At 41.3% G+C, this 26,878-nt stretch carries 24 protein-coding genes and 1 pseudogene; 5 read left to right on the plus strand and 20 right to left on the minus strand.

Annotation, left to right across the window (positions count from 1 at the left end; all coding sequences use genetic code 11):
• Positions 1-391 precede the first annotated feature (391 nt).
• Complete coding sequence (gene bacA, locus JOC77_RS15380; protein ID WP_204544712.1) at positions 392-1,201, plus strand: undecaprenyl-diphosphate phosphatase; 810 nt, start codon at positions 392-394, stop codon at positions 1,199-1,201.
• A gap of 303 nt (positions 1,202-1,504) precedes the next feature.
• Here the strand turns inward: bacA and JOC77_RS15385 are convergent, their stop codons facing one another.
• The 4 genes and pseudogenes from JOC77_RS15385 to hflX all read right to left on the minus strand — a co-directional run bounded on the left by JOC77_RS15385 (position 1,505) and on the right by hflX (position 5,305).
• The gene (locus JOC77_RS15385) at positions 1,505-2,236 is read right to left on the minus strand and encodes a class I SAM-dependent methyltransferase (RefSeq protein WP_204544713.1); all 732 of its coding nucleotides are present in this window, start codon (positions 2,234-2,236) and stop codon (positions 1,505-1,507) included.
• A gap of 165 nt (positions 2,237-2,401) precedes the next feature.
• Positions 2,402-2,611, minus strand: a pseudogene (locus JOC77_RS15390) (IS1595 family transposase); the annotation flags it as partial.
• A gap of 158 nt (positions 2,612-2,769) precedes the next feature.
• A complete protein-coding gene (locus JOC77_RS15395) occupies positions 2,770-4,035 on the minus strand; it encodes a methionine gamma-lyase family protein (RefSeq protein WP_204544714.1) in 1,266 nt (421 codons plus the stop codon).
• A 13-nt stretch (positions 4,036-4,048) separates the two neighbouring features.
• A complete protein-coding gene (gene hflX, locus JOC77_RS15400) occupies positions 4,049-5,305 on the minus strand; it encodes a GTPase HflX (RefSeq protein WP_239558798.1) in 1,257 nt (418 codons plus the stop codon).
• Between the two features lie 804 nt (positions 5,306-6,109).
• Here hflX and JOC77_RS15405 point away from each other — a divergent pair.
• Positions 6,110-6,724, plus strand: a complete 615-nt coding sequence (locus JOC77_RS15405; RefSeq protein WP_204544715.1) for a trimeric intracellular cation channel family protein — start codon at positions 6,110-6,112, stop codon at positions 6,722-6,724.
• A 15-nt stretch (positions 6,725-6,739) separates the two neighbouring features.
• Here JOC77_RS15405 and JOC77_RS15410 read toward each other — a convergent pair whose 3' ends face one another.
• The 5 genes from JOC77_RS15410 to JOC77_RS15430 form a co-directional block, all read right to left on the minus strand.
• Positions 6,740-6,985 carry a glutaredoxin family protein gene (locus tag JOC77_RS15410; RefSeq protein ID WP_204544716.1) on the minus strand — a complete coding sequence of 82 codons (246 nt, stop codon included), beginning with the start codon at positions 6,983-6,985 and terminating at the stop codon, positions 6,740-6,742.
• Positions 6,986-7,006: 21 nt separating this feature from the next.
• Positions 7,007-7,975, minus strand: coding sequence for a stage V sporulation protein K (spoVK, locus tag JOC77_RS15415; protein ID WP_204544717.1), 969 nt, complete (start codon positions 7,973-7,975; stop codon positions 7,007-7,009).
• A gap of 277 nt (positions 7,976-8,252) precedes the next feature.
• Positions 8,253-8,489: an RNA chaperone Hfq gene (hfq, locus tag JOC77_RS15420; RefSeq protein WP_204544719.1), complete on the minus strand. Its 237-nt coding sequence runs from the start codon at positions 8,487-8,489 to the stop codon at positions 8,253-8,255.
• Positions 8,490-8,519: 30 nt separating this feature from the next.
• Positions 8,520-9,470, minus strand: a complete 951-nt coding sequence (gene miaA / locus JOC77_RS15425; RefSeq protein ID WP_204544720.1) for a tRNA (adenosine(37)-N6)-dimethylallyltransferase MiaA — start codon at positions 9,468-9,470, stop codon at positions 8,520-8,522.
• A gap of 230 nt (positions 9,471-9,700) precedes the next feature.
• Positions 9,701-10,072 (minus strand): winged helix-turn-helix transcriptional regulator, encoded by a 372-nt coding sequence (locus JOC77_RS15430; RefSeq protein ID WP_204544721.1) that lies wholly within the window; start codon positions 10,070-10,072, stop codon positions 9,701-9,703.
• Between the two features lie 466 nt (positions 10,073-10,538).
• Between JOC77_RS15430 and JOC77_RS15435 the strand changes: the two genes are divergently transcribed.
• From JOC77_RS15435 to JOC77_RS15445, 3 genes are all read left to right on the plus strand, one after another.
• Positions 10,539-11,735, plus strand: a complete 1,197-nt coding sequence (locus JOC77_RS15435; RefSeq protein WP_204544722.1) for an MFS transporter — start codon at positions 10,539-10,541, stop codon at positions 11,733-11,735.
• A 92-nt stretch (positions 11,736-11,827) separates the two neighbouring features.
• Entirely contained in the window at positions 11,828-12,673 is an 846-nt protein-coding gene (locus JOC77_RS15440) for an aldo/keto reductase (protein WP_204544723.1), read from the plus strand.
• Between the two features lie 298 nt (positions 12,674-12,971).
• A complete protein-coding gene (locus JOC77_RS15445; protein WP_204544724.1) occupies positions 12,972-13,589 on the plus strand; it encodes a cupin domain-containing protein in 618 nt (205 codons plus the stop codon).
• A 274-nt stretch (positions 13,590-13,863) separates the two neighbouring features.
• On the opposite strand, the gene JOC77_RS15450 is transcribed toward JOC77_RS15445, so the two are convergent.
• From JOC77_RS15450 to JOC77_RS15500, 11 genes are all read right to left on the minus strand, one after another.
• Positions 13,864-14,265: a MaoC/PaaZ C-terminal domain-containing protein gene (locus JOC77_RS15450; RefSeq protein ID WP_204544725.1), complete on the minus strand. Its 402-nt coding sequence runs from the start codon at positions 14,263-14,265 to the stop codon at positions 13,864-13,866.
• Positions 14,262-14,714: a MaoC family dehydratase N-terminal domain-containing protein gene (locus JOC77_RS15455; protein WP_204544727.1), complete on the minus strand. Its 453-nt coding sequence runs from the start codon at positions 14,712-14,714 to the stop codon at positions 14,262-14,264. The genes JOC77_RS15450 and JOC77_RS15455 overlap by 4 nt, the downstream gene beginning before the upstream one ends.
• 16 nt (positions 14,715-14,730) lie before the next feature.
• Complete coding sequence (gene fabG, locus JOC77_RS15460; protein ID WP_204544729.1) at positions 14,731-15,495, minus strand: 3-oxoacyl-ACP reductase FabG; 765 nt, start codon at positions 15,493-15,495, stop codon at positions 14,731-14,733.
• Between the two features lie 25 nt (positions 15,496-15,520).
• On the minus strand, positions 15,521-16,699 hold the full coding sequence (locus JOC77_RS15465) for an acyl-CoA dehydrogenase family protein (RefSeq protein ID WP_204544731.1): 1,179 nt from the start codon (positions 16,697-16,699) through the stop codon (positions 15,521-15,523).
• 500 nt (positions 16,700-17,199) lie between these two features.
• Positions 17,200-18,411, minus strand: a complete 1,212-nt coding sequence (locus tag JOC77_RS15470; protein ID WP_204544733.1) for an iron-containing alcohol dehydrogenase — start codon at positions 18,409-18,411, stop codon at positions 17,200-17,202.
• A 23-nt stretch (positions 18,412-18,434) separates the two neighbouring features.
• Positions 18,435-19,964 carry an aldehyde dehydrogenase family protein gene (locus JOC77_RS15475; protein WP_204544735.1) on the minus strand — a complete coding sequence of 510 codons (1,530 nt, stop codon included), beginning with the start codon at positions 19,962-19,964 and terminating at the stop codon, positions 18,435-18,437.
• 123 nt (positions 19,965-20,087) lie between these two features.
• The gene (locus tag JOC77_RS15480) at positions 20,088-20,981 is read right to left on the minus strand and encodes a R2-like ligand-binding oxidase (RefSeq protein WP_204544736.1); all 894 of its coding nucleotides are present in this window, start codon (positions 20,979-20,981) and stop codon (positions 20,088-20,090) included.
• 38 nt (positions 20,982-21,019) lie between these two features.
• The gene (locus JOC77_RS15485; RefSeq protein ID WP_204544737.1) at positions 21,020-22,546 is read right to left on the minus strand and encodes a class I adenylate-forming enzyme family protein; all 1,527 of its coding nucleotides are present in this window, start codon (positions 22,544-22,546) and stop codon (positions 21,020-21,022) included.
• Between the two features lie 167 nt (positions 22,547-22,713).
• Positions 22,714-23,661, minus strand: a complete 948-nt coding sequence (locus tag JOC77_RS15490; RefSeq protein WP_338047237.1) for an MBL fold metallo-hydrolase — start codon at positions 23,659-23,661, stop codon at positions 22,714-22,716.
• Positions 23,662-23,922: 261 nt separating this feature from the next.
• Positions 23,923-24,900: a ring-cleaving dioxygenase gene (locus JOC77_RS15495; RefSeq protein WP_204544739.1), complete on the minus strand. Its 978-nt coding sequence runs from the start codon at positions 24,898-24,900 to the stop codon at positions 23,923-23,925.
• A gap of 314 nt (positions 24,901-25,214) precedes the next feature.
• Positions 25,215-26,096, minus strand: a complete 882-nt coding sequence (locus tag JOC77_RS15500; RefSeq protein ID WP_204544740.1) for a sulfite exporter TauE/SafE family protein — start codon at positions 26,094-26,096, stop codon at positions 25,215-25,217.
• Positions 26,097-26,878 lie beyond the last annotated feature (782 nt).

Here is a 26,878-nt window from a genome sequence, read left to right on the forward strand (position 1 = left end):
CAAAACTTCCCCATTTTTATATGATCCATACAATAGATTTAATGAGTACTTAGGTTAAGGTAAGTATGATAAAGCCTATAAAAAATACCCTCAATATCTGTCCCTTTTGCATGTGTGTTCAAGTGAAGACTATTTTTCATCCTATCAATCATCCGCTGCAAATCCCTCATGCTGGAAAACAACCGGAGCAGGTGTTGGTGAACTACTTGGGTTTGTTTTAGACAGATTCAACCTGAGTACGATATGAATTGTAGGTTGTTATAATCACTCTCATTTCTTCTTATTGTGAACATTTTATAAAATTTCCCTCAGGAGCAAATAGTATTCTATAAAACAGACAGTTCTGTTATACTATGTAAGTTCATTTTTAGAAGAAAGGGTGTTTAAAAAAGTGCATGAAATCATCATTGCCTTCATTCTCGGAATAGTTGAAGGACTTACAGAATTTGCTCCTGTTTCATCAACAGGTCATCTTATCCTAACAGGTCATCTGCTCGGTTTCGAGGAAAGCCGCCGTTCCAGTACGTTCGAAGTTTTTATTCAGCTTGGTTCCATACTTGCTGTAGTAGTCGTGTTTTGGAATAGATTGAGGGGTCTATTTGGCTTAGGTCCAGAGAGAGTAAATTCAAAATCAGGATCTGGTTTGAATCTCATTCATGTTCTATTAGGCATTCTTCCTTTTATGGTGCTTGGGCTTCTATTCCATGGTTACATAAAGGACGTTCTTTTTTCAGGAAGAACCGTCGTCATTGGCCTTATTGCGGGTGCAGTGCTTATGATTGCAGCCGAACTCTTGGGCCGAAATCAAAAAACCAGTCTTGACCTCGATCAAATATCTTATAAGCAAGCACTTGTCATGGGACTTGTACAATGTTTAGCCTTATGGCCGGGATTCTCAAGATCTGGGTCTACGATTTCTGCGGGGCTTCTATCCGGTCTTAATCATAAGACAGCCTCCGAATTTTCATTTATGCTTGCAGTTCCTATAATGGTAGCAGCGACTGGAAAAGATATATGGGAAAATATCAATTATTTGAGTGTATCTGACATCCCTATGTTCCTGACAGGGTTCGTTACAGCCTTTTTAGTTGCACTTTTTGCCATTCGATTCTTTCTGCGTCTCATTTCACGTGTAAAATTAATTCCTTTTGCACTTTATCGTTTAGCATTAGCTTTTGTTTTTTGGATGTTCCTGCTCTAAACTTAATGGAAACTATTTTGAATGATGAGAGGCTTTCAACATTGAAAGCCTCTTTTTTATTTAATACTACCGAAAAAAAAACAATCGCAATCCCAAAACTACTTTTTCATAATTTCAACTTATCATTCAAAAGTTTTAAAACACTAATTCTAGAAATCTAAAACCTTCCTAGAGGAATATTTTTTATATAAGGCTCTGTTAAACCTTAATGTTGAAAATTGCATAATAAATAAGGGAAACCCCATTTATCAGGGTTTCCCTTTGCTAATAAAGTAACGCTCAGCTTAAAATTTTTAAACCATTTTATTTTTCTGCTGAAAATATTAAGAACATCGGTCTTCGGAGTTCATCTTTCATTTCGGGAATACTCTTTAACATTTCTTCAGAAGGAATCGGTTCCTTGACTTCCCTTATAAAAAAACCAGCATTAATTAAGTCATTTATATAGGTCGAAAAAGTCCTATGATATTTTATAACATTCTCAGTAAGGAATGCTGTTTCCCGCAAACCTTCTGTTTGGTAATTATCAACTGCCCAATGCAGACGATTCCCTTTATCATCATAATACCAATCTTGTTCATTCCGAGAAGTGAAAATTGGATGTTCAACTGAAAATACAAAAGATCCTCCAGGTCTTAGACAATGATATACTTTATTACAAATTTCTTCAAAGGACTTAATATAGTGAAAAACCAATGAGCTAATGACTACGTCAAATTGAGAATCTGAAAAATTGAAGTCTTCAATTGGCATTTTAATGTACGAAATCGCAGAATCATCCGTCATTTCACGAGCTTTTTGAAGCATTTTTTCAGATATATCAACTCCAATAACAGAACTTGCTTGCTGTTCACGAGCATAACGGCAATGCCAGCCTAAACCGCATCCTAAATCAAGTACACTTTTATTTCGCAGTTCAGGTATCATTTCTTTTAATACGTGCCATTCACCCGCACCTTCAAGTCCTTTAACTGAACGTGGCATTTTTTCATACGCAGAAAAGAAATTAACATCATCATATTTATTTTGTTTCATAATATATACATCTCCTATAATTTAAGATAGCCTCCTAAAACTATAACAACATCTTATTAGGAGGCTATCTATCTCCTTCTAACCAATTCTTTCACCTCATTAAAAATAGTTATTAATATTATTACATAAATTCATTTTAAACCTAAACTGACCGTCGAAGAAGAACTATTCATTGAATTTTGACATCAGTAAACTATAATAAGTATCTGTCATTTCAAATACAACTGATGATAATAAAAATTCTTTGATATTAAGCCATGTACTTTCGTTACTACGACTGTCTATAAACAAAAACCAAGCGAGGTAATTGTAAAGATACTTGGTAGCTACACCTTTAAATCGGTCTAACCATTGTTTCAAACGGGAATGGAGACCCGTTTTCCTTAGACAGTTTAGAACCAATAATGGGGTAAATGGTTTTTTATGGGGCATTTCAGAAATTTACGGGGATTTTATACCCGGCTTGCATAGTTAAGATAGAATAAGTCAAAGACAAAAAAACCCGCCAGCTAAGGCGAGTTTTCTATTGTGTATTAATCCAGCAGGTTCTTACTAATCAAGCTGTCGACCGCGCTCAATACAGCAATTTTCACATGTGAATAGGTAAGTCCGCCCTGCACATAGGCAGTGTACGGCGCCCTCGTAGGACCATCGGCAGTAAGCTCAATGCTGGCTCCCTGTATAAACGTGCCGGCAGCCATAATTACATCATCTTCATATCCTGGCATATAGCTGGGATATGGTGTTACATGGGAGTTAACTGGAGATGCAAATTGAATTGCCTGGCAGAAAGCGACCATTTTATCGCGGTCATCAAACTGGACAGACTGAATGAGGTCAGTCCTTTTAGCATCCCAGGCAGGATGAGTATTCATCCCAAGCTCACTTAAAAGTGCAGATGTGAAGATGGCTCCTTTTACTGCCTGGCCGACCACATGGGGAGCAAGGAAAAAGCCTTGATACATTTCCTGAAGAGAGTAAAGGGAGGCTCCGGCTTCTGCCCCTATTCCTGGTGAAGTTAACCGATATGAACATGCTTCTACCAGGTCTTTTCTGCCGACAATATATCCTCCTGTTTTTGCGAGGCCGCCGCCAGGGTTTTTAATGAGAGATCCCGCCATCAAATCAGCCCCAACATGGCACGGTTCCTTTTCTTCAACAAATTCCCCATAGCAATTATCGACAAAAACAATCACATCGCTTTTTAATTCCTTCACAAATGAGATCATTTCAGAAATTTCATCTACTGTAAACGAAGGGCGTGTGGCATAGCCTTTTGAACGCTGAATTCCAATCATCTTCGTATTGGGTTTGACAGCCTTTTGAACTGCTTCAAAATCCACTCTGCCATCATCATTTAAATCAACAGCCTGATAGCTGATATTAAATTCTTTTAGAGAACCCACGCCATTTCCTCTGATTCCGACGATTTCCTCTAGGGTATCATAAGGCTTGCCAGTGATATACAAGAGTTCATCGCCTGGTCTTAACACGCCGAATAAAGAGGTGGATATCGCATGGGTTCCTGAAATGATCTGCGGCCTGACAAGACCTGCTTCACCGCCGAACACATCTGCGTAAATGGATTCCAGCGTGTCACGCCCTATGTCATCATAGCCATAGCCCGTGGATGGATTGAAATGCGAGTCGCTTACTTTATGCTTTTGAAAACTCTTTAACACACGAAACTGATTAGTTTCAATTTTGGCATCCGCCCGTTTATGCAAGGATGCAATTCTTTGCTCAACACTTTCTGATAGGCGTTGTAATCGTCCGCCATTTTGTAAAAACTCAAACATTCGTACTGCTCCTCTATTCTTGTGTGAAATTCTCCAGCTGTCCTGTTAAAGGATGGTCCTTCAGACAGTATCCCTTGCATTCATACAATTCCGTGTTTTCATTGAATTGCAGAGACCTAAGGATTGTTTCGTTCTTAAGCTGGGATAAAAGCCTGCCCTCGCCTGAAGGTACGAACACATGGTAGCTTTCCATTGATAAAATAACCTGTTCTTCAATTTGTGCTTTCAAGTTATCCAAATCGCTTTCATTTAAAGCGCTCATTAATAAAGACTGATCCTTTGAAGTAGGCACAAAATCCTGATGCTGCTCGTCGTTCTTATTATATATGGTGAGCTGCGGCAGTTTATTGGCTTCCAAATCAGCCAGCAGTTCATTCACTGTCTTTTCATGATTAAAATAATCAGGGTTCGAGGAATCCACAACATGCAAAAGCAAGTCTGCTTCTTTTGTTTCCTCCAAGGTTGATCTGAACGCAGCGATCAATGATGTAGGAAGATCCTGGATAAATCCTACCGTATCTGTAAGCAGGATCGTAAAGCCGCTCGGCAGAATGACCTTTCTCGTCATAGGGTCAAGAGTGGCGAATAAAAGGTTCTCTTCAAAAGCACCTGCTTCTGTCATTTTGTTGAATAAAGTAGACTTTCCCGCATTGGTATAACCAACAAGTGCCGCCTGGAACGTATTGTTCCTTTTTCTTCTTTCGCGGTACCTTTCCCGGTGCTGGACAATCGTCGCCAGCTGAGCCTTAATGTCATCAAGTCTCTTTCTTATATGACGGCGGTCGGTTTCAAGCTTCGTTTCACCAGGCCCCCTGGTACCAATTCCGCCGCCGAGCCTTGAAAGGGACAGCCCTTTACCAACCAGGCGCGGAAGCATATATTGCAGCTGAGCATGTTCCACCTGCAGCTTCCCTTCTCTTGATTGCGCCCTTTGAGCAAATATATCCAGAATCAGCTGAGTCCGGTCAATGACTCTCGCATCAAGGACTTCTGAAAGATTTCGAATCTGGCTCGGTGTTAATTCATCATTAAAAATGATTAAGTCCGGCTCCAGTTCCTCCTCCAGGGTTTTTAATTCTTCCACTTTCCCTTTTCCTATATATGTAGCTGGATGAGCCCGGTCCCGCTTTTGAGAAAGGGTAATCAAAACCTCTCCCTGAGCTGTTTTCGTCAGTGATGCAAGCTCTTCTAATGAATATTCAAATTTGAGGTCGTCATCTGTGAACTGACAGCCGACCAGAATAGCAGTCTCTCTTTGTTTTTGTTCCAATAGCACTAACTCCCTTCCATTAAGAGATGGTATCATCATCATACCAAAAGTATGATCAATAAGCGAAATTCGAATTTGTCCTTTGAAGACCTTTTCTCTAACTCACTTACTGAGTTTTGTCCTTCATATAGTTCTTCTTACAAATGCAGCTGATATTCATTGGCTTTTCCTATTCGTTTAGATAGAAGGCACCGTTCTCCGCATTTCGTGTTGTCCAGCTGCGAACTGACACCTTCGGTCATAAGCCAATCGCCATCAAAAGGCAAGAGCGGCCTTTCGCTGCCGCTTTTCTTATGCCTTTTAGGTGTCTGCTTTTCATTTTAGTATGCCTGGTACATATATGGACTCTTCATTCATGGAGATTCCAACTAATTATATTCTGAAAAGCACCGTTCTCCGCATTTCAGTTTGTCCAGCTGCGAACTGCCGCCCTCGAGTCATAAGTCAATCTGTCCATGAGAAGAAAGGCGCTTCTCACGGCCTGCTCGCCTTATGCTTATCGGGCAGCTGCCTTTCAAGTATTTTGGTTTTATAAATGCGTAAGGGCTGATCATATAATTTTTAAAGAAAAATATATTAACTTTTTGAAAGGCACCGTTCTCCACATTTCATGTTGTCCAGCTCCAGTGCCTAGACAATCAGTCCATGAGAAGAAAGGCGCTTCTCACGGCCTGCTCGCCTTATGCTTGTCGGGTCTGAACAAGGCACTTCCACATTTCGTTTAAAAAAACGTTTCCAACGATTTTTATTCATGTTAAAATCAATCTGGCTCAAATTATTATTTACACAAGAGGGTTGATCAGCATGACTTGGGAACTTTTAAGTATTATCGGAACCATCGCCTTTGCAGTAAGCGGAGCAATTATTGCGATGGAAGAAGAATATGATATATTAGGTGTTTTTATTTTAGGAATTGTAACCGCCTTTGGCGGCGGTGCCATCCGCAATTTATTAATTGGGCTTCCGGTTACAGCCCTTTGGGATCAAAGTTCATCCTTCATTATTGCTTTAGCTGCTATTACCATTGTGTTTCTTTTTCCAAACAATCTGCTGAAGCACTGGAACATTTGGGGAAACTTCACCGATGCCATTGGCTTGTCTGCCTTTGCGATCCAGGGCGCTCTGTACGCAGTGAAAATGGAAATGCCGCTCAGCGGAATTATTGTTGCAGCCGTCCTCACTGGGAGCGGCGGCGGTATTGTCCGTGATTTACTCGCCGGCCGTAAACCTCTCGTGTTTAGAGACGAAATTTATGCCGTCTGGGCGATCATATGCGGTGCCGTGATCGGTTACGGTTTGGCTGAACAGCCATGGGAGCTGTATATTTTATGTTTCTTGACTACTCTGCTTCGAATATTGTCTTATAAATTCAAATGGCGCCTTCCTAATAGAGGTCTGGCAGGAAAAAAGACGGCCTAGGGCCGTCTTTTTCTATTACAGAACATCCTGATGTACAAAGGTCATGATGGCTTGGGGATCAAAGCCGAGAATCCAGTTGCCATTCACTTTGATTTGAGGAACTCCCATTTGGCCCGTTTCTTCTACAAGCCTTTGGGCTGCTGCAGAATCCTCCTGAACATTTACTTCCTTATATTCAAGTCCTTGTTCATTCAAAAAATGTTTCGCGTGGATACAGTACGGGCAGGTATTGGTTGTGTATACGGTAATATCGTTTTCCATGATAAGCCCTCCTATCGCTTTTTAACTGTAGCTGTCTTCTTCTTCGTGCTCCAAGGCTAAATCTACGCTGCGCAGTGTGATTAAATCGATCTTGTCAAAGCTGTCACCTAATAATATCCGCATCGCCTGAGCTCTTATAGACTTTTCAATCACATTTCGAATATACCGTCCATTTGAAAAACTGATCGGATTTACAACATCCTTTACGTAGTTCAAATGCGCTCTGATTTTCCTTTCAGCATCAGAACTTAAAATATACTCTTTTTCCTTGAGCATTTTTTCTGCGATTTCCATAAGCTCGTCAACTGAGTAGTCTGGGAAATCTACTACGATCGGAAACCGAGAATGCAAGCCTGGGTTCAAGGAAAGGAAAAAAGACATTTCGCGTGAATAGCCTGCCAGAATCAGTACGAATTCATGCTGTTTGTCTTCCATATGCTTGACAAGGGTGTCGATGGCTTCTTTACCAAAATCTTTTTCTCCGCCCCTTCCCAGTGAGTAGGCTTCGTCAATGAAAAGAATGCCTCCGATGGCTTTTTTAATAAGATCCCTTGTTTTTTGGGCGGTGTGGCCGATATATTCCCCTACAAGATCTGCCCGCTCTGCTTCAATCAGGTGTCCTTTTGATAACACATTCATCTGCTGAAACAACTTTCCGATTAACCGTGCTACTGTTGTTTTACCCGTACCCGGATTGCCTTTAAACATCATATGCAGTGCTTGTTTTTCGGCCTTCAGCCCATGTTCTTCTCTTTTTTTGTTCACATAGATCCAAGCATATATTTCTTTAATCATTCTTTTCATTTCGCTCATGCCTACAAGAGCACTTAGTTCATTTTCTATCTCCATTAAAGGTTTATGGCGCAGAGGCATATCCATTGTCGCAATTTGTCCTGGAACCTCTTTTTTTAATGTCGAAGTTTTTCTCTTCTGGCCATTTAAGACAATATTGATCTGGCCATTATTTTTCATCCGAAAAGGCTGATCCATTTATTTCACCTCTCGATTAAAGCTTTATTCTGCATATTTACTGGATTCCCTCTTATCTTTTATCGAAGCTGTCGAAAAGGTCACCCTACGATCAGCCGCTATATTTCTACATATTTCGAAGAATTGTCGTTTTTTGCGGTTTCCCAAGAAATAATTCTTCTTCCTAAATAGATATTCAACAGCCGGAAAAAACAGTATTAATTGTTGAAAAAACCGAAAGATAAAAAAACAAAACGGCCAGGAAAAGTCCTGGCCGTTTTAATAGGTTTCGCTAATTTTAAGCTTCCTTGCCTTCGAAATCGATCTGAACATTTCTTTGTGGAGCAAATGTTGAAATGGCATGTTTATAAACCAGCTGCTGTTTGCCTTCGCTTTCAAACAGCACTGTAAAGTTATCGAATCCTTTAATCTGCCCTCTAATTTGGAATCCATTTAATAAAAAGACGGTAACATACGTCCCTTCTTTTCTTAATACATTTAAAAACTGATCCTGAATGTTTACTGATTGTTTCATGTGCAAGTCCTCCTCTATTTCTCTCTATTTTTATCTATTCGCTTTTATTGCCAGCTTTCCTGCAATAAAAGCGGATATTTCATCAACTTTTTTATCGAAGCTTTTTCCATCTCCCATGTCAAACCAGGCTACGTCCATTTTATTTCGGAACCAGGTAAGCTGGCGTTTCGCATATCTCCGGGAGTTTTGTTTTAAATTTTCAATAGCCTTTTCAAATGTAGCCCGGCCGTCGAAATAATCATAAATCTCTTTGTAGCCAATTGCCTGTATAGATTGACAGTCCTTTAAGCCCTCTTCATAAAACCTGCGGACTTCTTTTTCCAGACCCTGATCCACCATAAGATCAACACGATCATTGATCCTCTTATACAAGAGTTCACGATCCATATCCAGTCCAATAATAACTGTGTCGTATTTTAACTCCTGCGGCTGTACCTCCATCTGTTCACTCATGGTTTTTCCGGTACAGTGAAAAATTTCCAATGCACGGATAACCCGCCTTGTGTTCTGGTATGGAATGCGTTCTGCGCTGATAGGGTCAATCTCCTGTAACATGGCAAAAACGGATTGCGGTCCTTCTTGATCTGATTTCTGTTCAAGCTGCTTTCGGTATGCTTCATCAGACGGGATATCAGGAAACTGATAACCATAAATAACTGATTGTATGTATAAACCTGTGCCCCCAGCAATAATAGGAAGCTTTCCGCGGCTCGATATGTCAGTAATAAGCCTGCCCGCGAGGTTTTGGAATTCGGCAGCATTAAAGCCTTCATCTGGATCTTTAATATCAATCAAATGGTGCGGCACATCCTGCATCTCTTCAGGCGTGATCTTGGCAGTCCCAATATCCATCCCTCTATAGATTTGCATAGAATCTCCACTGATAATCTCCCCGTTAAACATCTGGGCAAGCTCCACACTCAGTTTTGTCTTGCCAACGGCTGTCGGTCCGATAATGACCAATAATTTTTCCTTCGCCAACTTCTTCACTGCCTTACTTTCTTTTTTCCTATCTTACCATAATATAACAAAGCAGCAGAACATTTATCCATTATAGTAAAAAAGGGATGTTTTTATACTGAAAGTGTAAGAATTTATCTTTCTTTCACTTTCTACCCATAATATTTTTAGAAGAAACTTCCTAGATCAGAAAAAAAGACGAAGCTGCATTCGTCCTTTCATAGACTTCATTACCGAGATATTCTGCAGCGTCACTTCAGTTTGTCATTCAGCACACTTTCCTCCAGCATCGAAAATTTATCTCCATACACCTTTGTAATGTGTTTTTCTCCCCATGCGCATAAAGAATCTAATATCCCTTGAAGACTCCATCCATATTCGCTCAGCTCATACTCTACCTTTGGAGGAATTTGGTTGTAAACGATTCGGTTAATCACTCCGTCTTCCTCTAATTCACGCAGCTGCTGAGTCAGCATTTTTTGTGTAATGCCAGGCATGAGCCGCTTCAATTCGCTAGTACGTTTTTTTCCGTGAGTAAGATGGCACAGTATGACACATTTCCACTTTCCGCCGATAACCTCAAGAGTTGCTTCAACCGATATATTGTATTTCTTTTTCTCCATATTGAACCTCCAGCTCTTGCAAATAATGTCTTAAAGCAACATATAAAAAATAATTGCGCCGTTACTTAAATTAATTGCATCACATAAAAAATAAATTGCGCCGTTTCTTAAAATAATTACATCATATAAAAAATAAATAGCTCCGAACTTAGAAATGAGTCCTCCAAAACGAAATAACCTCAATTTAATTGCGTTTTCCTTCGTTTTATTGCGCGGAAACTATTTAAATTGCTACTGTATGCCGGCATTTGCGCCGCATATTGGAATTACCGCTTAAACACAGATATGTAGGCACTAAAAAGTTCCTATGGTACTTAAAGGGGTCTATATCACTTAAAAGTGCGTACTTTTCTTTATATCTCATATATCTCATAATAACATTTGCCGGCTGAAATTGACCATTCTTTTATTATGTTTTTCTTAATGATGCGGCACCATACAAAAGAAGAAATGAGGAGGAGAGAAAATGGAATTAGATAAACGAAGAAGTACGCTGGCGCTGCTCGCATTAGCAGTCAGTGCCTTTGCAATAGGTACAACAGAATTTATCAGTGTGGGACTTTTGCCGCTTATCGCTGAAGATCTTCACATTCCGGTAACAGCAGCAGGATTGACTGTTTCCTTATATGCCCTCGGAGTCACATTTGGAGCTCCTGTATTAACATCTATGACTGCAAGGGTGTCACGAAAAACATTATTGCTTGCAGTTATGATTGTATTTATTGCCGGCAATAGTATAGCGGCCTTTGCAGATACGATCGGAATTTTACTTTTAGGGCGGGTTATTGCTGCCTTATCACACGGAATTTTTATGTCAATCGGCTCAACAATTGCAGCTAATTTAGTAAAAGAAGACCGAAGAGCCAGCGCGATTTCCTTCATGTTTACAGGACTTACGGTCGCAACGGTAACTGGTGTCCCGTTTGGTACATTTATCGGACAGCAATTTGGCTGGAGAATGGCCTTTATCGCTATAATTATTGTCGGCGCTATTGCTTTGATTGCAAATAGCCTGCTGATCCCATCTACCCTTCCAAAAGGCGTTCGAACAACTTTCAGTGATCAAATCAAACTAATAACGAATGGCCGAATTTTGCTGGTTCTAATAATTACGGCACTTGGCTATGGAGGTACGTTTGTAGTATTCACCTACCTTTCTCCCCTGCTGGAAGAAATAACAGGTTTCAGAAAAGAGAGTGTCGCTGCCATTTTGCTTGTCTACGGAGTTGCTATAGCTATTGGAAATGTAATTGGTGGAAAGGCAGCAAACCGCAATCCAATCAACGCTCTTTTCTATATGTTTGTTGTACAAGCTATTGTACTGCTGATTTTATCGTTTACCGCACCATTTAAAACAGCTGGACTTATTACTATTATTTTGATGGGACTGTTCGCTTTCATGAATGTACCCGGCTTGCAGGTATATGTAGTGATGCTGGCAGAGCGTTTTGTTCCAAGTGCTGTCGATGTCGCTTCAGCCCTTAATATTGCTGCATTCAATGCAGGAATCGCTATTGGTTCTTATATTGGCGGTGTTGTTACCGATTCGATTGGGCTCATTCACACAGCCTGGATTGGAGCCGTAATGGTTGCAGGAGCCGTAGTGCTTACAGGCTGGAGCCGGTTCTTGGAACGAAAAGATCGGAATGGTGCTGAGGTATAAGTCCTCAGGACAACTTGATAAAAATATCCCTCTTATTAAGGGAGGTGATGCGTACTATTGATTCAGCAACCAACAATTAGGAGGAAAAAATAATGACAGCAAAAAACTTACAAGATACAACTACACTAAATAATGGAGTAAAAATGCCATGGTTCGGTTTAGGCGTGTTTAAAGTCGAAGAAGGTCCCGAACTAGTGAATGCCGTCAAAACAGCGATTCAGCATGGATATCGCAGTATTGATACGGCGGCTATTTACGGAAACGAAGAAGGAGTCGGCCAGGGGATCCGTGAAGGCATTCAAGCAGCCGGCATATCAAGAGAAGCTCTGTTTGTGACCTCAAAGGTTTGGAATGCTGACTTAGGGTACGAATCTACACTAAAAGCCTATGAAACAAGCTTAGAAAAACTCGGCCTCGAATATCTTGATTTATACCTGATTCACTGGCCTGTAGAGGGAAAATATAAAGATGCTTGGAAAGCTTTAGAAACTCTTTATAAAGATGGACGTGTCAAAGCCATCGGCGTCAGCAATTTTCAAATTCATCATTTAGAAGACCTAATGAAGGACGCAGAAATCAAACCAATGATCAACCAAGTTGAATACCATCCCCGTCTGACTCAAAAGGAACTTCAAGCTTTCTGCCGTGAGCAGGGCATTCAAATGGAAGCCTGGTCTCCTTTAATGCAAGGGCAGTTACTGGACAACGAAGTTCTGGCTGAAATTGCACAAAAACATAACAAATCAACGGCACAAGTTATTTTACGCTGGGACTTACAAAACGGAGTCGTCACCATTCCAAAATCAACAAAAGAGCATCGGATTGCTGAGAACGCAGCGGTATTCGATTTTGAATTAACAAAAGAGGAGATGGAACAGATCGACCGCCTGAACCAGAACCTGCGGGTGGGTCCAGATCCAGATAACTTTGATTTTTAATGAAATAACAACAAGAGACCCCTATTTGGAGGTCCCTTGTTGTTTACTTAATATCTTCATCTTTTGAATCCTCTGCTAAACGAATATAAGAACTTTCAAACATATTCTTATAGGAGGTCAAATGTGTCTATCATGATCAACATAATTAAAATGACTTAGTCTAATCAGCCAAAGCGAAATGCGGCTGATCTTTTTTTTGTATTAAAAGTAATTTCCAGAGAATAGGTACCTGCACTTCTCTTAGGCTTCTACATAGATTAGTTGGTGTACTCATATTTATATAAAGGAAGGAAAATACATGGTTTCCTATATAGATTACACATCACCTAATGCTCAGTTCACCGCTGATATGAATCGAAGTAATTTGTTCACAAAAGACCGCCGGAATTATATCAATATTCTAGGGATCAATCAATTAAACACCTTAGAAAATGTGTCCTTGCTCGATATTTACTTAAGTATGAATAATGTTGTCGAACCGCACTACCACCAGAATGCAGCTGAGCTTGTATATTGCATTACAGGATCTGCAGTTGTTTCTTTGTTCAACCCTTTCACAAAACAGATTCAAAACTATCCTATCAAGCCTGGACAGGTAGCAAATGTACCCCAGGGCTGGTGGCACTATGAAGTGGCCACTGAAGATAACACACATCTTTTAGCTATATTCAATGCACCGGTTCCGGAAGTCATTCTAGGTTCCGACCTTTTAAAATTCACTCCCTCGAATATTATGGCTCATACTTACTGCCTTGATGAAAATCAGTGGAAAAAGGCAATTGCCCCTGTTCAGCAGACCACTTTTATAGGACCGACTGTGAACTGTCAACGCGGTTCTCATCAAAATGATGGAGCCAGATATGGAAATCAAGGCAGAAGTGAACAACATAACCGCTATATTAGCCAGTATCCATAAAATGCATGTGGCGAAAAGACGCAATATCAAATTGCGTCTTTTTATGATGTTGCCCATTTAAAGTGAGAACAGCTATATCAGCCTCCCAGCCCGCTGTGCTGCCAGATATATGAGCGGTTATTAAAGATATATGAGCGGTTATCAAAAATATTTGCGCTATTATTGGAAAAATTGAGTTGAAATCGAAAATATATGAGCTTTCGCTGTAGTGAAGCAAAATATATGCTTTCAGCCATGAATATTTGCTTCACTAATTATTTTATTGCGGCGTTATCTATTCATATTGAACAAAAACCACTGTTCCTTTTATAACCTCTCTGTCGTCCTGATTAACGGCGGCGACTTTGAAATGCAGTTTGTTACCCTCTTTTTCATGAAGCACTGCTTTTAGAGTAATAGAATCGTTTAAAAATACCATACCTTTAAACCTTATTAAATAATCCTCCATGTACCCTTCCTCATAAAATGATGTGAACAGCTTTGATAGATTGCCCATTGTCCACATTCCGTGTGCAATGATTCCTGGTAATCCGGCTTTCTTCGCTTCTTCATCGATGGTATGAATCGGGTTATAGTCGCCTGAGGCCCCTGCATATTTAATCAAGTCAAGTCTAGTGACAGGGTCTAACTGAGTGCTTTCAAGAGATTCTCCAGCCTGTAATTCTGCCAGTTTCATTGGCTGATCAGCTCCCTTCTGACAGCTTCTGAAATAATGACTGTCGATTTCGATGTAAAGATAATTTGGCCTGAAGGATCTTCCCCAAAGCTTTGCAGCAGCAGGAAACCCATTTTACCCTGAGTTCCCGATTTTTCGGAATAGCCTGTAACTTCTGAGTAACAGAAGATATCTTCTCCCACCAAGAGCGGCCTTTTATAATGAAAGCTTTGTTCTCCGTGAATAAGCCCTTTATTAGGCAGGTGCAGACCTTCTATGACTCCGTAATCAAAGACTCTTGGAAAAGTAGGAGGAGCAATATTCGTACCGAACCGGGAGTTCTTCCCCGTTTCTTCATCAACATATATCGGATGAAGATCTCCAATAGCTTCCGCAAATTTCTTTACGGCTCCTCTTTCCACATTATTCTTTATTTTTTTTGATTGTTTTCCTATCGATTGGCTGAACAAAGAATCATCACCCCGCTTAGTTTTTTGGACCGCCGGCTACATATAAAACCTGACCATTCACAAATGAGGATCTTTCATCTGCAAAAAATGCGACCGCATTGGCAATATCCTCAGGTTTTCCGCTTCTGTTAACAGGTATTTGGCTTACGCTTGCACGAATCAAATCCTCAAACGAAATTCCGATTCTTGCTGCCGTTTCCATCGTCATTTCTGTTTCAATGAATCCCGGAGCAACGGAGTTGGCAGTAATCCCAAATTTGCCGAGCTCAATGGCAAGAGTCTTTGTGAATCCCTGAAGACCTGCTTTGGCAGCTGCATAATTTGCCTGTCCTCTGTTTCCAAGTGCAGATGTTGAAGAAATATTGATGATGCGGCCATATTTATTTTCTACCATATATTTTTGAACAGCACGGGCAGCATTAAATGAACCTTTCAAGTGCACATCCATGACAGTCTGCCAATCGGAATCAGTCATTTTAAAGAAAAGATTATCGCGGATCACTCCCGCGTTATTGACTAAAATATCTACAGATCCAAAAGTCTCGTAAACTTCCTTCACGGCATTTTCAACCTGCTCTGAATCTGTAACATCCGCTACCTTTGAATAGATGTTATAGCCCTTTTCAGTTAATTCACTTGTTGCTTTACTTAATGCTTCTTCATTAAGATCAATAAAAGCAGTATTTGCCCCTTCTTCTGCTAAAAGCTGCACAATTGCCTTGCCTATTCCCCTGCTCCCGCCTGTAACAAATGCTGTTCTGCCTTGAAATCTTCCTCCCATATCTTCCATTCCTCCTAAGATGTCTTTATATAAACTGACCGACCTTAACATGTCCTTTTAACAAGTCCCTTGCAATTATCATTCGTTGAATTTCGTCAGTGCCGTCATAAATTCTCCAAAGCCTTGCTTCACGGTACCAGCGTTCGATTGGCAATTCGCGGGTATAACCCATTCCCCCATGAATTTGCAGTACGCGGTCCACTACGCGGTTGCCCATATTAGATCCATATAATTTCGCAATAGAAGCTAAATGCCTGTTGTCTTCTCCCTGATCTAACGTAAAGGCAGCATTCAACGTAAGCCACCTTGCCGCTTCAATCTCCACAGCAGAATCCGCGATCTGCCATTGAATCGCCTGCCTTTCTGCGATCGGTTTGCCGAATGTAACCCGCTCTCTTGAATAATCAATTGCCATCTGGAGAAGTCTTTCCGCCGCGCCTACTGCCCTTGCGCCCACAATCCATCTCGCAAAACCAATCCATTCAAGTCCCAGCTTATAGCCTCCATTTACTTCTCCCAGGATATTTTCTTCAGGCACACGGACATTCTCAAACACAAGTCCAGCTGGACCCCATTCGCCCATTGTATGAATATACTCAGATTTCCAGCCCATATCTCGGTCGGCGATAAAACAGGTAACGCCTTCCCTGCCTCCTGTTTCCCGGTGCAGTTCTTTATCCGTAATGGCAATTACCATAACAAAATCGGCCTCATTACCACCCGTAATAAACGTCTTTTCGCCATTCAGCACCCAGTCACTGCCGTCTTTTACGGCAGTCATCTGAATATTTCTAGTGTCCGAGCCTGCACCTGGTTCCGTCATGGCGAAGCAGGATTTTTTCTCACCGTTAATGGTCGGAATCAAATACTTCTGTTTCTGCTCCTCGTTCGCATAGTAGAGAATATTATCAGCCGATCCTCCAAACGCAAAAGGAACAAAAGTCTTTGAAATCTCCATCCAGACAATGGCCATCATCATCTGACCCAGATCAGCGCCGCCATATTCCTCAGGTGTATTGATGCCCCAGAAACCAGCTTCTTTAGCTCTTAATTGCAGTTCTTTCAGCTTGCCAGGAGGAAGACTCGGCCGTCCTTCCATCTCATTTCTAAGCACTTCATTCTCAAGAGGCATTAATTCTTTCTCAACAAATCTTCTGATTGTTTTCTGAACCATTTTTTGCTCTTCTGACAGACGTAAATGCATTACTTCAACTCCAATCAACATTTAATATTAAATTAGTAAGCTGGCTACCTTTTATTATACCAACCGGTTAGTATGTTAAGTATACTAAATTTTCAAATAAAAGGGATTCTTAGTAGCGAACCCCTTTTGAGTTACGTGTGAAAAACTAGATTGCGAGCGCAGGACTCAATGTGACAGTTCTATTGTGTGGTGAGCAGAAAATTGAGTTTGCGAGCAAGTTCTATAATGTTGAGAGCAATAATTTCAGTTTGCGAGCAAGTTTAACAAAATGCGAGCAAGTTCCATTGAGTTGAGAGCAATAATTTGAGTTTGCGAGCAAATTTCATTAAATACGAGCAACAATCCAGATTTGCGAGCAACGGGATCCCTTGAGAGCAAGTTCTGTAAAGATGAGCAATAATTTGAGTTTGCTAGTAAGCTTTAACAAAAACGAGCAAAATTCTTGATTTGCGAGCATCAAAACCCCATGCGAGCGAGTTTAAGAGAATACTCACAGATCCTTATTTAACTCCCACCGGGACAACCCTCTCCCCAACGGCCGCTATTAGTTCAATTGGCATTGGAAAAGAAAGAGCGGCAGGATCTTTGGCAACGGCCACAGTGGCTCGCTGTATATCTTCACCTGAAAGGTTGTAGTCTGCAAAATCAGCTGGCAGCCCGATTTTATGCTGCAGAAGACGAATCTTTTCGACCACTCGGGTTGTTATTCCCTGAGGGTCTCCGTCTCTAGTATCTACGCGCAAGGCTTCGGCCAGTTCCTTGATTTTCGGAAGATACAATTGTGGGACTGATTCCATGACGATTGGCAGGAACACGGCGTTTGCCAGGCCATGCGGTATTCTGAACAGGGCGCCGTAGGCATGTGCAAAGTTGTGTACTGGAACGGCGTTCAGTGCAAAGCTGAATGCCGTAATTCCCATCAAACTTGCCTGCAGCATTTCCATTCTTGCATGAATATTTGTTCCTTCGGATACCGCAGCTGGGAGATTGGCTTCTATGATCCGAATTGCATGAAGGGCATATGCGTCTGTCAAAGCCGTTGCATTTGGTGAAGCGAGAGCCTCAATTGCATGTGTTAATGCATCAAACCCGGTAAAGGCTGTGATCAACGGCGGCAGCCCTGTGGTCAAATCAGGATCCAGAACGGCAATATCAGCACTTATGAAAGGATTGATGATGTTTCCTTTCATTTGAAGATCTTCATTATAAATGACCGCTATCGGTGAAACCTCTGATCCTGTCCCTGCAGTGGTCGGAATCGCAATGTGCGGGATCCCCATAAAGTTCGCCTGTGGGAATTGTTCAAACAAAAAGCCCCCGGGAATGGCATCCTTAATGTCAGTGAGTCCTTTATGCAATGCATATTTAACGCCTTTGACCGAATCGAGGACACTTCCGCCTCCCACAGCAAGAAGCGCATCGGCTCCTACTTCTCTTGCAAAGCGGGCCGCGTCATTCACACAGCGGCTTTCGGCGTCCTGTGAAATATCCAGATAAATTCCGGCAAGCTCCGGACCTGTTCCATGAGAAGTTAATTCAAAGATTTGTGCGACCTTATCGACTATTCCTGCTTTTTCTAATCCTCGGTCACTAAAAAGAACCACTCTTTTTGCTCCAAGTCCTTTGAATAAATCTGGTACTAATGCCCGTGAATTGGATCCGCTGTATATTCCGGTACGAAGCATAAATTGAGACAGGGTTGTTGTTTGCATTTTTTCCACCTCTATTTCTTTTTTTATTCGTTTGTATCTGAGAAAAGGAGACCATACCAGCTGCGTTTCTGAATTTCTGAAACCATCGAAGTATGAACATGCTTCACTTGTGTGTAGGCATCTAATGAATGCATTCCCATTTCACGGCCGATTCCGCTTTGTTTATATCCGCCAAATGGTGCGTCATTGCGAAGCATATGCCAGTCATTAATCCAGACGACCCCGGCCTGCAGCTTTCTTGCGACCTCATATGCTTTATTCACATCGCGGGTCCATACGCCAGCCGCTAGGCCGTAAATGGAATCGTTAGCCATTTGGACTGCCTCTTCCACAGTTTTATATCGGATGACTGATAAAACAGGACCAAATATTTCTTCTTTGGCAATTTTCATGTCGTTCGTGACATTTGTAAAAATAGTAGGCTCGATGAAATGACCTTCTTCACAGCCTGGAACCTTTAATTCTTTTCCTCCGCATACAAGTGTGGCGCCTTCTTGTTTTCCTGCTTCAATGTAGGAAAGAATGGTTTCTTTTTGTCGTTTAGAGATCACTGGTCCCACATCGGTTGCTGGATCAAGCGGGTTGCCTGGCTTTATTTTGGCCGCTAGCTTTACAAGTCCGTCAACGATCACATCATGCAGATAATCTGGAACGAAAAGCCGTGTACCAGATTCACAAAGCTGGCCCGAGTGCAGAAATACGCCGAATAAACTGCCTGGAAGAGCTAGACTGAGGTCTGCGTCTTCAAGGATAATGTTTGGAGATTTTCCACCGAGCTCCAACGTGACATTTTTTATGGTTCCGGCAGCAAGCTGCATGACATTCCGGCCAACCTCAGTAGATCCCGTAAAGGCGACTTTGTCCACTTTTGGATGGCTGACTAAAGCTTCACCAACCTCTGCACCCGGACCTGTCACCACATTAATAACTCCAGGAGGTACAACCTTAGAAATAATTTCAGCCAGTTTTAATGTGGACAGCGGCGTGTAGCTTGCCGGTTTTATGACAATTGTATTTCCCATTGCAAGGGCAGGGGCAATTTTCCACACCGCAATCAACATTGGCATATTCCATGGAGTGATGGCAGCGCAGACTCCGATAGGTTCTCTCCAAATAAAGTTGTGGGCAGGTCCTGGAAATGGCGGTGATGGAAGCGTTTCTGAAAACGGATATTCCAGGGTAAATTTAGCTAGTGTTTGAAAAAGGTCTACCATTTGCAAAATGTCATTTGAACTGATTCTCCTGACCGTGCCGCCTGAACTGATCGACTCCAAATACACCAGCTCCTGAGCATGTTCTGCAATGGCATAGGAAATGGCATATAACACTTTTGATCTTTCCTTTGGCTTCATATGCTTCCATTCTGTGTTATCAAATGCGTTTCTTGCCGCCTCAACTGCCCGGTCTACATCGGCAGCATTCCCCTTTGTGACCCTTGCTGCTAATTCGCCTGTTGCTGGGTTAAAAACATCAAAGGTTTCCTGGCTGGCTCCTTGTTCCCACTGTCCATTTATAAATAAGGGAAAAGTCTGAACATCAACGTTTACAGTCATAAATTGATCCTCCTTAATAGCTTCACATTACAAAAATAAGATTGAACAACGAGTTATTTTGAAGAAGGTGCTTAGTGCTCTTCGATGTATGCCATTATGCCAGCCGTAAACTGCCGGCTTCATTTATAAAACGCCTAACTCTGTATCCTGCATTTTATAGATTTCCTCGATTCTCTTGCCTTTTGCTCTTGCAAGGATTTCCATTCTTATGGATAGCTGCTTCATGGTAAAGTTCATGGTGTCCTCCAGCGAATTTCCAAATGAACTGATATGACGTCCTTCGATTCCTTCCTGGTTGAGTTTGACAGCAAGAGGTGCCAGTTCTTCCATCCTCTGTGAAACATAATCAAATAGGTGAGGGTCTTCGCAAATCAAACGCTGAAGTAAAAAGGTGCCATACCCTATATGTCTTGACTCGTCCTTTTTCAAGTGGCCGATCCCTGTTAAGAGGCCAGGCATGATTCCGGCTGATTCTAATGATTGATAAAAAGAGAAATAACCTGTTTCAGCTAGTACGCCTTCAACGAACATGTTATATACAGTAGATGCCTCTGCGATTGCTACAGGAGATTGATCTGTTAGCAGCCGTTCCATGGCAGCAGGCAGGATTTCATAGAAAATAGTTTTATACGTTTCTGTATGATAGACGGAAAGATCGCCACGCTCGCCGATCGCGTTCAAAACCAGCCTGAAAAACTCTGTGTGCTTGGCTTCTTCAAACAGGAAGGTTGTTAAAAACATCTCTTCCTCCAGGCGGCCTTCTCTCGCAATGGCCATCATTAATGGCAGTAAATCCAGGGTCACCGCTTCCTCACCGGCTTGAAATTGAGAAATGAGCTTAAGGATATCCTGACGCTGTTCAGCGTTAAGGCTCTCCCAATCTCTTGCATCCTGCGAAAAGTCGATATCCGCTGGATTCCAGATCCCGAATTTTTTGGCTTTCTGGTAAAGCCTGAATGGAAAAAAATCTTCAAGAAGACCTCTTTGGCTTGTAGTTAAAATGGTACGTCTCTCCATATCTGTTCCTCCTTATTCAAAGTAAAGTTTTTACTCTATCAGGAAAGGGTGATCGTCTCAGCTGCCTGGCTCCGAAGGCGGGTTTTTAAAACTTTTCCGACCCCATTACGAGGCAGTGCATCCAGAAAAAGAATTCTCCGGGGTGTTTTATTTTTGGCGAGAAATTCCCCGCAATATTGAATAAGCTCCTCTTCACTTACATCTGTTTCCTCTTTTGCTACTACACAGGCGACCATTTCCTCCCCCATCCGCTCATCCGGAATACCAATAACAGCTGCTTCAAGAACTTTGTTATGGCCATTAAGGATTTCTTCTACATCCCGTGGATATACGTTAAACCCGCCGCGGATAATCAAGTCTTTTTTCCGGTCCACAATATATAGATAACCGTCATCATCCAGTCTTGCTAAATCTCCTGTGAACAGCCAGCCGTCCTTGAGTACACGCCATGTTTCTTCCTCATTTTGAAAATATCCCGGAGTAACGTTCTCGCCTGAAACCATTAATTCCCCAACATCGCCTGCTGGGACTTCGACACCTGAATCGTCCACAATCTTTATTTGTACACCCGGAATAGGAATACCTACAGATCCTGGTTTAACAGGAAGTCTTCTAGCATGGGATGTTACGACAGGAGCTGCTTCAGACAAACCATAGCCTTCAAGGATCTCTACGCCGAATTTCTGCTGGAAAGCATGCAATAAAGCAAGCGGCAACGGTGCTGACCCTGAACTGATCCATTCAAGGCTGGACGTATCATATTGATCAGAGGCTGGATAGGAAAATAAAGCGTGAATCATAGCAGGGACTGCTGAGAAGTTTTTAACCTTGTACTTCTCGATCGCTTTGAATACTTCAGCTAGGTCAAACTTAGAAAAGACAACAATAGAGCTCCCTGTAAGGAAACAAATATTAGATACAGTTAAACCGAATACATGGGCAAGCGGCAGAATGCCAAGGGTGGTGCCTCTTTCAGTTTCATGATGCAGAGCTGAATTGCAGGCATTGGAGTATAAATTCTTGTGGGTTAATAGAACTCCCTTTGGATTTCCAGTTGTTCCAGAGGTGTAGAGTATAACAGCGGTATCCTCAGGCCTAATATCAGCATCCAATGGATTATCCTGAACAGGACTTTGAATCACATCGTAAAAATTGTAAGCCCTTTCATTTGTGGGCTGATCGACTACAATCAGCAAAGGTTTCACTTCTAGATTTTCTATCGCTTTTTCAACGGAGGCAGCTACTATGGATGAAGTGATAACTGCTTTGGCACCGGAATTCAATATAATATACTGAATCTCTTTGGTATGAAGCGTGAACATCACAGGAACAATGATTGCCCCTGCACGAGTAATTCCCTGGTAACTGAAGATCACCTCAGCACAGTTGGGCATACATACGATGACTCTGTCTCCCTTTTGAATTCCCTTCCTGTGCAGCCCGCAGGCAAGTGCCTCGGCATAACGCTTTGTTTCTACATTCGTAAACTCTCTGTCTTGTTGAAACAAAAAGGGGTATTCGTTAAAATTTTCGATATTTGTTTCCAAAAGATCCTTCAGCTTCAAGTTAATCTCCTCCCTATCTTTTAAAGGTAAAAGAACAAATACTGACAGCAGCATACATGAAACTCAGCCAGTTATAAGGAGCTCTTTGCGAAAATCCCAACTGAATGCATATTCATTCATTTTAATTAGTATATACTTACCGCCCCCTTTCACAGAATATAACTTATCTATAAAACTAGTTTGTAATAACGGACAGGTCCCTTATTATATCCTTCTACCATGTTCCTTGTTTCCATTAAATCCAGATGGCCCTGTATTTGAGACAAGCCGAGAAAAATCATCCTGCCATGCAGGCGAGGGTAAACCATGCCGCATAATTCATACACATTTTTTTCCCCGGATAATAGACATTCTTGAATATTGAAGCAGCGATTTTCCTGTTCTGCAAGCCTTCTTTCTATCAATTCAATATGGTTCATAAATGGTTCCCCATGCCCCGGGTATATCGTCCCCAAAGGCAGATTTTTGACTCTTTCCAGCGAATGCCGGTATTGCAAAAGAGATTTAGGGCGATTTTCCATCCCAGGAGGCGGCGGCTCAACAAACGGATTAACCGAGAAATCGGCAATGAGGAGGTCTCCCCCAAAAGTGATTCCTGTTTTAGGATCCCACAATACTATATCTGTCTGGCTATGCCCGGGAACATACAAAACCTCGAAACTTATTCCCGCCATAGGAAGAGTGTCCTTATCTCTGATATAAGAGACATTTCCCCAGTTCTCCTCTCTATATGTTCTTATCGCCATATGCTCTCTCGGGTCTGCACCGCATTCTTCCATAAAGGAATAAAAGAACTCATTCGTCCGCTTGAATTCATTGATTCCGCCAGTGATCGTCCATTCTGCGTTTTCATGAACATACACAGGAAGGTCCACTTCTTTTAGTATCTCACTCACACCTCCTGAATGGTCAGTATGCAAATGAGTCAGAACAATAGAGTCAAAGTCTTTAAAGCTAAGTTTATGTAAATCCAGCTGTGATTTCAGTTCATTAATAGATGAGGGACCAGGATTGCCTGTATCCACTAAAACCGCTCCATCACCAATCACTGCATAGGCAAAAACAGAGCCCTCAGCAAATGGCGTTTGAAGCTTAAGAGGTATTATCTTTTTAATGAGGCTTCACCCCTCGCTTAACCGGAATGCACGTCTAAAAATCTCCCATAAATGTATGGCAGAAATGATATAAATATGTATAAATTCTCCTAATTAATAGAAAACCCTTCAAGAAAAATAAAAAATTTGTAAAATTTAGAAATTAATCGCGAGGATTGAGGCAGATCCAGTCCAGAGCGGCCGACAACGGAAGCTGTTTTGAATATAAATAAGGACCAGCATGTCGCTGGTCCTATTCTCAAGCAGGTATGAATCAAAACTTTATTCTTTCGTGAATTCTTTTGTGCTTCTCACTGTGTCGATCGGGCGGACTAATTTTTCAATCTGCTCACGTTTTGGCTCTAAGAATGGAGGCAGAGATAATTTTTCTCCAAGCGTTTCATAAGGCTCATCACCCATGAATCCTGGTCCATCTGTTGCAAATTCAAATAAAATCTGTGGTGCCACTCTTGAATATAGAGACTGGAAGAAAAACCGATCTACAAAGCCGGATGTTTGGAAGCCGAATCCTTCCATACGGCCAATCCATTCCTCTAGCACCGAGCGGTCTTCCACACGGAATGCTGCATGGTGGACGGTACCATAGCCTTGGCGTGCCTGTGGCAGAATCGCATTATGCTCTGCAATGACCGAAGCGCCATTTCCGCCCTCCCCGACTTCAAATAAGTGGAATGACCCTTCCTGAACTGTTTCTTTGAACAGAAGAACCTTTTCCAGCACTTCCTTGAAGAAGTCAAAATTCGCAACACGAACAAAGATCGGTCCGAGGCCCGTAATCGCATAGTCCAGAGGAATCGGACCCTTCTGCCATGGAGTCCCAGAAGCAATTCCTTTATTCAATTCATCAGAAATCAATTGATATTGCTGATCATCGAAATCAACAAAAGAAAGAGTCTTTTTGCCAAACTGCTCCTTAATTCCAGTATGTTTCACTTCCATACGGTCAAACCGCATTACCCAATAATCCAGGGCTGCATCACTTGGTACACGGAATGAAGTTTTAGAAATTTCATCTGTACCATGCACTCCTTTCGGGATGCCAGGGAAATCGAAGAACGTCATGTCTGTCCCAGCGCTCCCGGTGTCATCCGCAAAGAATAAATGATATGTCTGAATATCATCCTGATTGACCGTTTTCTTAACTAAACGCATACCCAGCACATATGTGAAAAATTCATAGTTCTTTTCTGCGCTGCTGGTAATAGCTGTAACGTGATGTATTCCTTTTAGGTGGTTCATCTTTTCATTCCTCCAAATAAGCCTCAGTATCTGCTCTAATTTAAGTTTTTCCCTTTATGTTGAATAGGTACTCGCATTTTATGTTTATTTGATTTTATCTTTAATTAAATAATCTTTAATTAAAGATAATTTATCATAGTTCATATTCCTCGTCAATCATATAATCAACAGTCCGCGCGGCAAGCTGAAAGCCCACTCATTGTAAATAAGCACAAAACAGGAGACCCCTGTTTATCATAATGCCACTCGGCATTATTAAACGAAACAGAAGGTCTCACTTGTTCCATACAGTATTTGAATGAAGAAAATATTATTTAGATAGATCTATGGAGCATTTTAAAGCTGCCTATTTTGGATACAACATAAACAATCGAACATATCCAGAGAATAGCTATTACTGCATAAATATAGGGGTAAATAGCCGTATTTTCAATCCATGTAGATACTAATGTTCTCGCATTGACTAAAATAATGAACCCGCCTACAAGTACCCCCATCAATTGTGCATGAAACTTTTGAACCAGCCAGGCGGCAATTGGAGCAGCAATAATTCCTCCTATCATTAGCGCGCCGACCCATAACCAATTCACTTCTGCCCATCCAAGTGAAATAAGGAAACCAAAAGTAGCTGAAACAGCAATTGCAAATTCACTTGTATCAACAGTACCGACCACTTTTCGAGGACTCATTCCTTTTCTTGATAACAAAATGGGTGTAGCAATGGGACCCCAGCCTCCGCCTCCAGTAGCATCTGCAAAGCCAGCAATCAATCCTAAAGGTATAGATTGTTTTCTACTAAGCGGCACTGCTTTTTTTTCCAAGCTGACTTGAAATTTAAATAAAAATCTTATAAGGACATAAATTCCTAAAATTAAAAGGAATAAGGAAATATATGGTTTAGCCAAATCTCCTGGCAGATGACTTAGAAATGTTGCTCCTAAAAAAGCTCCGATTGATCCAGGAATAATTAGACGAAGTACCGTTTGTTTGTCTACATTTCCAAACTTTATATGCGACGCCCCTGATGCAGCCGTAGTTACAACTTCAGAAATATGAACAGAAGCAGAGGCTACAGCCGGCGCTATGCTAAAACTCAATAAAAGGGAGGATGAGGTTACACCATAAGCCATTCCAAGTGCGCCATCTATTAACTGTGCAAGTAAGCCGATAAAAGCAAAAATCATTAATTTTTTCATGAAGCACCTCATTCACTAGATATGTATAAATAAGCAGTCCGTCTTATAGGATTGTCAGAAACAGAATTGAAGAACGAATATTCAATTAATTTATTAGTCTGATTATATATCATTAATCTTATCTGTCAACTAGGAATTAAAATTAATCTTACCCACACAGTACAATCATTTTTATTAAGGTCATTCCTCTCTTGATATGAAAGTTCCTAGCATATTATCCGATTTAACTTGAATGTAAAATCTCTCCCGGAACGAGAGTTCGATAACGAATTACTTAAACAAAATATAGAATGTCTGCAGGATTGGGAACACCCTTCATGTACAGCATTAATGACACATACCTGGCCTTTTTTTAAAAAATGATCTTATGGGGAGAATGAACATTACGTATTGAAATGAACCCAGCCCCTGGCCGCCTATTGGGATTTGGGGTTTCATCTTGTTTGAGGGAATTTCCTACCTGAAGGTTGAAGGAGAAGTGCGATGACATACATATACAACAAAGTTCAAGCAAAAGAGCATAGTCATACGCATTACAGCCTGAACGGAATCAATCATAAGCATAGAACATTGCTTTATAAGCATAAAACCTCAAAACACAAGCGTAAAATCCTGAAACATAAGCATTAACTTCTCAAACTAAAGCATAAACCCTTTGAACACATGGACCGTTATTCAGAAACTGCCCCATCGTTACCATTTTTCAACCGAAATCATCACTTTTCCTGGATCATTTATTCCAAATCCCTAAAAAACACTCTTCAGATACCGGAAAATGATGG

It is taken from the genome of Peribacillus deserti (assembly GCF_016909175.1).
Lineage (GTDB): Bacteria > Bacillota > Bacilli > Bacillales > DSM-1321 > Paraperibacillus > Paraperibacillus deserti.